The sequence below is a fragment of the Ruegeria sp. BA12 genome (assembly GCF_056539625.1).
Genome location: NZ_JBQFVF010000019.1, coordinates 1 through 7893, shown reverse-complemented (window position 1 = coordinate 7893; position 7893 = coordinate 1). Strand labels below are relative to the sequence as shown.

Here is a 7893-nt window from a genome sequence, read left to right as displayed (position 1 = left end):
ACCCGCTACGACAGGTGCCCGAAGGTCTTCCTGTCAGCAATCGTCCTCGCAGCACTCGTTATCTATTGGCTATGAGTCCTGACCCTAGTCAGATATGTGAGCAAGCTCACCATCCCAATCAGCTGAAGGTATTTTGGGTTCCGGCGGATCAGCGATGTAAGACGGAGTCATTATTTGAGTTTCGTTTTCATTAAAAACATCGACAATGTTCTCACGAAGATCCGACAAGATTTTTGGCAAACTCGATCCACGAGAAGTGTACGCGTTGATTTCATAGTTGATCGCGTAATCTGCCAACTGGGTCCAAAGCACAAATGGCTCCGGGCTCTTTCTCAGCCCTTGAGTTCGGTGTGCAGCCTCAATCAGCATCGCTTTGATTTTCTTGGGAGGCTCCTCGTAGCCAATCCCCACCGTCGTGTGCACCAATAGCCCCCGACCATCCACTTTGCGTGAGTAGTTCACAACTTCGGAATTGAGCAGCTGGGCATTTGGAATGCTGATCATCTCGTTCTTGATCGATTTGATGAGTGTTTCCATCAGTTTGATCTCTGTTACGTCGCCTATCTTGTCACCGACCTGAATTCGATCACCCACATTAGTGCTGCGTCTGTAGATGACAAACAGACCGGCCATCATATTTGAAACAACTGTGTTGGATCCCAGCGAAACCATGATGCCGGCAAGAATAGTCAAACCTTGGAAGGCGCGAGAGTCGGAACCAGGAATGTAAGGGTATGCAAACACCAACGCGATAACGATGAACAAAGCCCTGCACAGCATTTTTGTTGGTGCAATCCAATGATCCTCGAAGTCCTTTAGCTCAAAGGCTCCGCTCTCAATGTTTTCGAAGAATAGATCGAGGCCTCGAATTCCCAGCCGAGTCACAGCGGCTATAATCGCAAGCATGATCAGATTGGGAATGTACCCGACAATGGCCAAAACCACAGTGACCAGCGGTTCACTGACATATTTCAACAGGATTTGGGCTATGCCCTGTGTTTCCGCGAAAGAAAGCAGAACTAAGGAAAGGTAGTAATAGAAGAAAAAGAGGAAGAAGACCCACATTAAAACGTGGAATGCGTAAACGATGATGGAGGCAATAGCCTTGCTTCTTAGAATCGATTTTGTGGCTTCCTCAAAACCTTCTGCTCTCTTTTCCAAGTTGCTTCTGATGTAGTCCAACAGCTTTCGCCGTTTAGCAAAGAAACCGTAGGAAACCAGCGCGAATATGACTGTCCAGGCAACGGCAACAATCGCGCTGTCTACCAGCCCTTCATTGGATCGCGCTTCACGATATTGCAGGATCGCGGTTTCAATAGCCTCGGCTTGTAGTGCGGCCAAACTCTCGACGTCCATCTGTTCATATTCGGCATCCGCTTGGGTCGTCGTTGTAATCACCTGGCCATCGGCTCTAATGAGTTTCCCGAACTCAGAGTCCATGATTTCAACATTTATGCTCGAACTCTGAGAAGCGTCGCCAACCTCAGAAAGGCGCTCAGCAACCTTGTCGGCCCGCTCAGTTGCAGGAAGGGCACTCGAACCACGAACGACGAACAGTTCCTCCCCATCTACAATCACTGGAGCAACAAATTCAGAATCTTCTCTTTCTTCAGTCGGAACAAGCGGTTCTTCTGACTGGGCGAGCGCGACACTGCTGGCAAACAAAACAGTCGTGAACCAAACTACAAAAGCTCTCATGAATTTGCTCCCTCTACGGGTATCAGGTGAACATCGCGCTGTGGGAAAGGTATCGAAATCCCCTCTACGTCAAACCGCTCCTTTGCTTGCCCCGTCAGGTCCCAATAGACGGTCCAGTAATCGTCAGATTTGGACCACGGGCGACAGAAGATATTGACAGAGTTGTCTCCCAGCTCGCCGACGAAAACCTCGGGCTCGGGTGTCTTCAAGCAGAGCTCGTGTTTTGAAACCAGTTCTTTGAGAACATCGATTGCTTGCGCCGCGTTGTCTGAATAAGCGATGCCAAAAACCAGATCGACCCGGCGTTCTTCCGAGGCACTTACGTTTGTAATCACGTCTCCCCAGATCTTACTGTTTGGAACGATAATAATCTGGTTGTCGAACGTACGAATTTTGGTTGAAACCACAGACATCTCATCCACAAAGCCGGATGATCCTCCGACTTGAATGTAGTCACCGGTATCAAATGGCTTCAAAACCATGATCATCAGACCACTTGCGAGATTGCCTAGGGTTTCCTGAAGCGCGAAGCCCAGGATGAACGACAAGCCACCAAGAACGGCAAAAAGCGGAGTGACGTTCACCCCGAACAAGGCCAAGACAACGAGTATCCCAAGAACAAACACAGCCCAGAAAACTGCTGTGGCGATGAATCTCTTCAGCATCCTCGAAATTGTCGGAATTTTTTCTAAACCGCGTTCGGTGACGCGGCGCACCATTCGGGCGACAAACATCATGGCCCAGACAGCCAGCAAAACACCCAAAACAGCCATCAAAAGGCCAACACCCCCTTCCCAGGAGAACAACCAGGCCCACGCATTTTGAAATAGCGTCTGAAAGTCAGTTGTTTTGAGAGCCCCTGCCTTTAATGCAAGGATGTAGTCGGAATGGGGTTGCAGGTCTTCTGCCTTGGCCCCTTTCAGTGTCCACGCCTCAAGCACCAACCGATAGTTGTTCAAAAGCGCCGATCCTGAGTCACTTAGGGACGCCAATTGTGACCGGAGGTCGTTTTCTTGCTCCCCACTTGCTGTCCGAAGACCGAGATTAATCTGGGCGACCTCTTCGAGTTGCGACCGCACAATACCTTGCCAAGTGCCTGCGACCTCGGAAAGCTCATCTGCTGTCAACGGAACAAGCAGGATCTCCAAATCTTCGCCCGAAATGGATGTATCAACGACCTCATCAAGAAGTTCGTCTTGCTCTACTTCGACAGCTTCCTGCGCATCCGTCGTTTCTTGGGCGTTGGCAGAAAAAGCGCCTGTGAGAGTCACCATGCAAAGAAATAGCCAAATTGGCCCGATATTGAATAGTCGTCTCATTTATCCGTCCCCCTCTTTAATCGCTAAAGAGAACATACAGGGGTGCCATGAATCCACTTTTATATTCAAAATCGAATATTCTGTTGTGACAAATACCGTCTGAAAAAACAGCTTCACATCCACTTGGTTCGGAAGGATGGTTGTTCAAAAAAGCGGACTACCAATTCATTGCAAATCGTCGATTGTCTTTGCCCCCTAAAATTGGGCCACTACTTTGGCGGCTGGCGTAGAAAGATAAGTGACTGGGCCTACGTCCCAGCCGCCAGGTCTTCCAACGACCCACCATCACGCAGAAAGTCGCTCCAGATCCACGCCATGCGATCCACAAACCACATCTTGCCGCCCGAGGTCACAACAATGCCAAGGAATGTGAATCCTAAGTCGTACGCCCAAAGACCGTATGCAAACGGCAGCAAACCCAATCCGCTGACATAGGCAAGTGCTTTGGCCATTCTAATATGATGAGCCGCAATCTTGTCTTGGTATCGCAGCCAGACACGCTCGCCCAATACACCTTGGGCTGACCAGCTCTCGAAGGTCTTGGGTCGGGAGAACGCACGCGGATTGATCCAGACCCAGACCAAAACCACGCCGACGGCAACCCATGCCCAACCACCAATCCACGCCCGACTCCAGATCGCCAACGCCATAAGGGGTAATGGTGTCAGCACGCGGGTCCAGACTGACCAAGGGTTTGCATGCCGCAACCAAACCTCGTCCTTCATACCCATGAGGCGTTCGGAAAGTCGAACTATGTCCATCGGGTCACTCCAGAAACTGCAAACCCATTATTGAGATTGAATCCGTCCACTACTGATCACTACCGCTTTCAAGTCTCGTCCTTTAATTAAGATCAGGCACTCGCGATTACATGGCGAATATCCGGATCGATCCTGACAAGGCTTGAAAAACATATCTGGCCCGAACCTTGCTTGAGTGTATTCTTGTCACATTTGGAGCTTTGGGGGGCTGAAGTGACTGATACAGCAGACTTTGAGATAATGGAACGCCAAGGATGGGCGGATCCGTCTATTGCTAAAGGGTATGCCGACGGCTTTGAAATGGCGACGCGCCTGGTTGCTAGAAAGCTTGCAGACGAAGTCGCTGCTGGGCCGAATTGCAATGCTCTTGATCTGTGCACCGGACACGGTGTCGTGGCAGCAGAGCTTGTGGCCTGCGGCTCAGATGTAACGGGCTTGGATTTCTCTGAGCCGATGATTGAGCTTGCCCAATCAGCTGTGCCAACCGCGCGGTTCGTTCAGGGTGATGCAATGGCAATGGAGTTTCCAAATCACACCTTTGATGCGGTCACAATCGGGTTCGGCGTCCCACATTTTCCAGACCCCGAACGCGGTCTGAGAGAAGTAAACAGAGTGCTGAAACCGGGCGGTAGAGTTGCCTTCTCGATTTGGCGTGGCAAAGGATCAGATGGCGCGTTTGGCTGGCTGTTCGATGCTGTTGAACGCTTGGCCGACCCATCCATCTCTCTGCCTGCGGGTCCGGATGCGCACATGCTCGTAGACAGCGGAATTGCCAAGCCAATGGTCGAAAATGCAGGTTTCCGCAATGTGCGGCTTATCGATGTTGCAAGCGAATTGTGCGTTTCAGATCCTAAGATGCTTTTTGATGTTTTTGATGGGGGTGCAGTGCGTGCGGCATCGCTCCTCAAGCGTCAGCCGAAAGAACGGCGTGATGCAATACGCGCGGATTTGGCAACGCGCGTTCAGGCGGAAGTAAAAAAAGACCTTCGAGGTTATTTTGTGCCTGCCCCTTCAGTTGTTATCACTGCTTCGTCCCAAGCCTGAGCTGCTTCGCTGTAGATCGATTTCGCCGGATGATACTTGGAGGGATCGTCCATTGATGCCGCATGGACGTAGATGCAGTCACCCATCCGTTCACTTCTACGGATCAGCGGTGAGCCGCAGTTCGGGCAAAACCCGCTAAAGGTCGACAACCCTGATCCTCCTGCCATTTCAAATGTTTTGAGCGCATCACCAATCGAAACAGATTTGGCCACAAGTGGCACCATCTCTGAATGTCCCGAGCCGGTAAGCTGCTGGCAATCTCGGCAGTGACATCGAAACATCGGAAGATCAGAGCGAAATCCAGAGTATCGCACCAGCCCACATTTGCAGCCGCCTTCGATCTTATCACTCATGTCTTCTCCTCCACCAGGAAAGGATAGAGCGGCCAGTCCTTTGTGTCAGCTTGAACCTGCCGCTCCGAGGTAACAAGGACCGGCTATAGGTTAGAACGGTACAGCCACGCTTGTTCAGAATCTCCGGCGGTTCGCGCCTAACTATGCCTAGCCGATACCGCAAATGCAGAAAGCGTCCGAACGGACAAGTAAACGCCTCGGTTTTGCAGAAGATCTGATCATTGTTATTGTGGCTGCGGAGTAATACCGGTGTTCGAGGGGTGCAAAATGGCGCGGAGACTTCCAGGCGAGGGTGACAAGAAATTTTTGGTTTATGCAGGTACAGGTACGGACCTGATTTTTAATCACGGTATCGAGCTTCCGGGTTTTGCGTCGTTTCCCTTGCTGGAGAAGCCTGACACCCGGGCTGTTCTGGCCGGACAAATGCAAGCGCTCGTGCAATTGGCCGGCGATATGGGTGTTGGGTGCATTCTCGACGCACCGACATGGATGGCCAATGCCGACCGTGCTGCACCTTTGGGCTACGATGCTGAACGTCTTCGTGAGGTAAACAAGGATGGTGTCGCACTGATGGAGGAGGTGCGCAAGGCTTCTGGTCGGGATGACGTTTTGGTTTCCGCCTGCGTTGGTCCAAGATACGATCCTTACGCTGATGTCCCGCCCATGACAGTTGAACAGGCGCGTAGTTACCACGGTGCGCAACTTGCTGTTCTGAAAGAAACCAGTGTTGATCTGGTGACCGCGTACACGTTCAACCGCCTAAGCGAGGCTGCTGGCTGTGTTCTGGCTGCAAGAGATATTGATTTACCGATCATCTTGTCATTGGTCGTCGAAACCGATGGCTGTTTGGCTGACGGCACCAAGCTTGTTGATGCCATAGACCAGATCGAAGCAGAAACAGACGGCGCGGCTCTGTTCTACATGGTCAACTGCGCACACCCGACGCACTTTGCCGACGCGCTCAACGCGCATCCAAGGCTCAAAGGTGTTGTTGCCAATGCATCAAGTTGTTCGCACGCAGAACTGGATGAGGCCGATACCTTGGATGAAGGAGATCCCGTGCAGCTCGGCCAAGAAATTGCGGATGTCCTGCGGAAGAACCCGTCTATCAGGGTGTTTGGCGGTTGCTGCGGTACGGATATGCGACACCTAAGGGAAATGGCTTTGGAGGTAGATCGCGGATAGCGCTGCTGTTTTATTTACGGCGTCGTATCACCGTATGGTTGAAGCTTGATGATAGGCTTTAACGGGAAAAACAGTGATCCGAGAAGTAATTCCGATGAAATGCTGGCGAAGCGTCATGACAGGTGCTTGACTTTGCTTTTATAGACCCTGGACCAAACGTGTTCTACCGTCTCGATCACGCAACTCAATTTGAGAAGCTCAACTGATACCTTCAGGATGGAGACTGACGATGTTTGCTGGGAGGATGACAAGCTTTCGCACTCATATGCAAGAAGCCGGAATCGACGTTGCTCTCATCACCGATGACGACAACGTTTATTATCTGACGGGCTATTATGACTACCTGCATATGGAGTTCGGGCGTCCAACCATCCTGGTTGTGCACAAGTCAGGTGAAAGCCTGCTGATCACGCCGACAATAGACCTGAACGCGGCACGTTCGGCGGCTCATGTTGATCGTATCGCGGCCTGGAATGACGGTATGGGCGAAGAGTGGAGATCGGAACTGCCTAAAGCGGTCAAAATGGCAAAGCGCGCCGGGATCGAGCCTGATCACATGCCGCCTGTTGTGCGGACATATCTGGAAACGTTGGTCCCGGTGGAAAACCTGGTCAGCGCCACACCGATATTGGCTGAAATGCGAATGATAAAATCCGCCCAGGAACTTCAATTGGCCCGGCATGCCGGGCAAGTTGCAAGCGCTATGATGGACGCCGGACGCGACGCCATTGCAGACGGAGTGCCGGAGTTCGAAGTTGCGATTGCCACGTCCCAGGCTGGAACACGAAAGGCCGCCGAGCTTTTAGAGGCGCATTACGATGACGCGGACATGTCGCCCAACACTCATTTTCTGCAAATAATGGCGTCGGGCGACACCATCACCAAAACCCATCATCGCGCCTCAACCCGGATCATGAAACGAGGCGAGCCGGTGTTTTTGTGCTTTTGCGGCATGACCAATTTTCACCGCTTCAAACTGGGTTTTGACCGCACCTTTTGGATTGGTGAGGTGGCGGACAAACAACAAGAGAATATCTATGAGGTTGCCGTGGCAAGTCAGGCCGCCGCACTGGCAGAGCTGCGCCCAGGTGTGACCGCCGAAAGTGTGCATACCGCCTATGCCGAGGTTATCCAGGGGGCGGGTTTTGAATACCCGTTCCGGTGTGGTCGCGCGACCGGCTATAGCTTTTTGGAGAAACCACAGCTCGTCACCGGCGACACGACAGTGTTGCAGCCAGGGATGGTTTTCGCTGTTGATGGTTCAGTGTCAGTCGATACATTTCGTGCGCAGGTTGGCGACAGTTTCATAATCACCGAAGATGGTTGGGAGGCAATAACGGAACATCCAAAGTCCTTGGATGCCGTTATCCTTTGACCTTCTGACCAACGCAGTCTTTTAAATGCATTGGCGTGGCGAGTGCCTGAAATGGCGAGCCGGGTCTTAGGGTCAGGACCCATTGATTTCCGCTTGGCTGCGTGATTCACGGTTCGAAAATCGAGCGGTGACCATGTCTGATCTTTTCTGGCTGACGG

The 7893-nt window shown here is 51.8% G+C and carries 7 protein-coding genes; 3 read left to right on the top strand and 4 right to left on the bottom strand.

From position 1 onward, the window contains the following. Positions 1-84 precede the first annotated feature (84 nt). From ACR0B0_RS20695 to ACR0B0_RS20685, 3 genes are all read right to left on the bottom strand, one after another. Positions 85-1698 carry a mechanosensitive ion channel family protein gene (locus tag ACR0B0_RS20695; RefSeq protein WP_480649398.1) on the bottom strand — a complete coding sequence of 538 codons (1614 nt, stop codon included), beginning with the start codon at positions 1696-1698 and terminating at the stop codon, positions 85-87. After that, entirely contained in the window at positions 1695-3017 is a 1323-nt protein-coding gene (locus tag ACR0B0_RS20690) for a mechanosensitive ion channel family protein (RefSeq protein WP_480649396.1), read from the bottom strand. Before ACR0B0_RS20690 ends, ACR0B0_RS20695 begins: the two co-directional genes overlap by 4 nt. 248 nt (positions 3018-3265) lie before the next feature. Then, positions 3266-3778: a DUF6653 family protein gene (locus ACR0B0_RS20685; RefSeq protein ID WP_170361926.1), complete on the bottom strand. Its 513-nt coding sequence runs from the start codon at positions 3776-3778 to the stop codon at positions 3266-3268. Between the two features lie 192 nt (positions 3779-3970). Between ACR0B0_RS20685 and ACR0B0_RS20680 the strand changes: the two genes are divergently transcribed. Continuing rightward, positions 3971-4822, top strand: a complete 852-nt coding sequence (locus ACR0B0_RS20680) for a methyltransferase domain-containing protein (protein WP_226689722.1) — start codon at positions 3971-3973, stop codon at positions 4820-4822. Here the strand turns inward: ACR0B0_RS20680 and ACR0B0_RS20675 are convergent. After that, positions 4771-5175: a GFA family protein gene (locus ACR0B0_RS20675; RefSeq protein ID WP_170552453.1), complete on the bottom strand. Its 405-nt coding sequence runs from the start codon at positions 5173-5175 to the stop codon at positions 4771-4773. The two genes, ACR0B0_RS20680 and ACR0B0_RS20675, sit on opposite strands and share 52 nt — an antisense overlap. A gap of 267 nt (positions 5176-5442) precedes the next feature. Here ACR0B0_RS20675 and ACR0B0_RS20670 point away from each other — a divergent pair, with 267 nt between their 5' ends. Both ACR0B0_RS20670 and ACR0B0_RS20665 read left to right on the top strand, forming a co-directional pair. Further along, complete coding sequence (locus ACR0B0_RS20670; RefSeq protein ID WP_480649393.1) at positions 5443-6360, top strand: homocysteine S-methyltransferase family protein; 918 nt, start codon at positions 5443-5445, stop codon at positions 6358-6360. Positions 6361-6589: 229 nt separating this feature from the next. Further along, complete coding sequence (locus ACR0B0_RS20665) at positions 6590-7735, top strand: M24 family metallopeptidase (protein WP_170352126.1); 1146 nt, start codon at positions 6590-6592, stop codon at positions 7733-7735. The last annotated feature ends 158 nt before the right edge of the window (positions 7736-7893 follow it).

Coding starts and splice junctions, on each gene's coding strand:
- ACR0B0_RS20695 (WP_480649398.1), bottom strand. CDS start 1,698: ATGAGAGCTTTTGTAGTTTGGTTCACGACTGTTTTGTTTGCCAGCAGT.
- ACR0B0_RS20690 (WP_480649396.1), bottom strand. CDS start 3,017: ATGAGACGACTATTCAATATCGGGCCAATTTGGCTATTTCTTTGCATG.
- ACR0B0_RS20685 (WP_170361926.1), bottom strand. CDS start 3,778: ATGGACATAGTTCGACTTTCCGAACGCCTCATGGGTATGAAGGACGAG.
- ACR0B0_RS20675 (WP_170552453.1), bottom strand. CDS start 5,175: ATGAGTGATAAGATCGAAGGCGGCTGCAAATGTGGGCTGGTGCGATAC.
- ACR0B0_RS20670 (WP_480649393.1), top strand. CDS start 5,443: ATGGCGCGGAGACTTCCAGGCGAGGGTGACAAGAAATTTTTGGTTTAT.
- ACR0B0_RS20665 (WP_170352126.1), top strand. CDS start 6,590: ATGTTTGCTGGGAGGATGACAAGCTTTCGCACTCATATGCAAGAAGCC.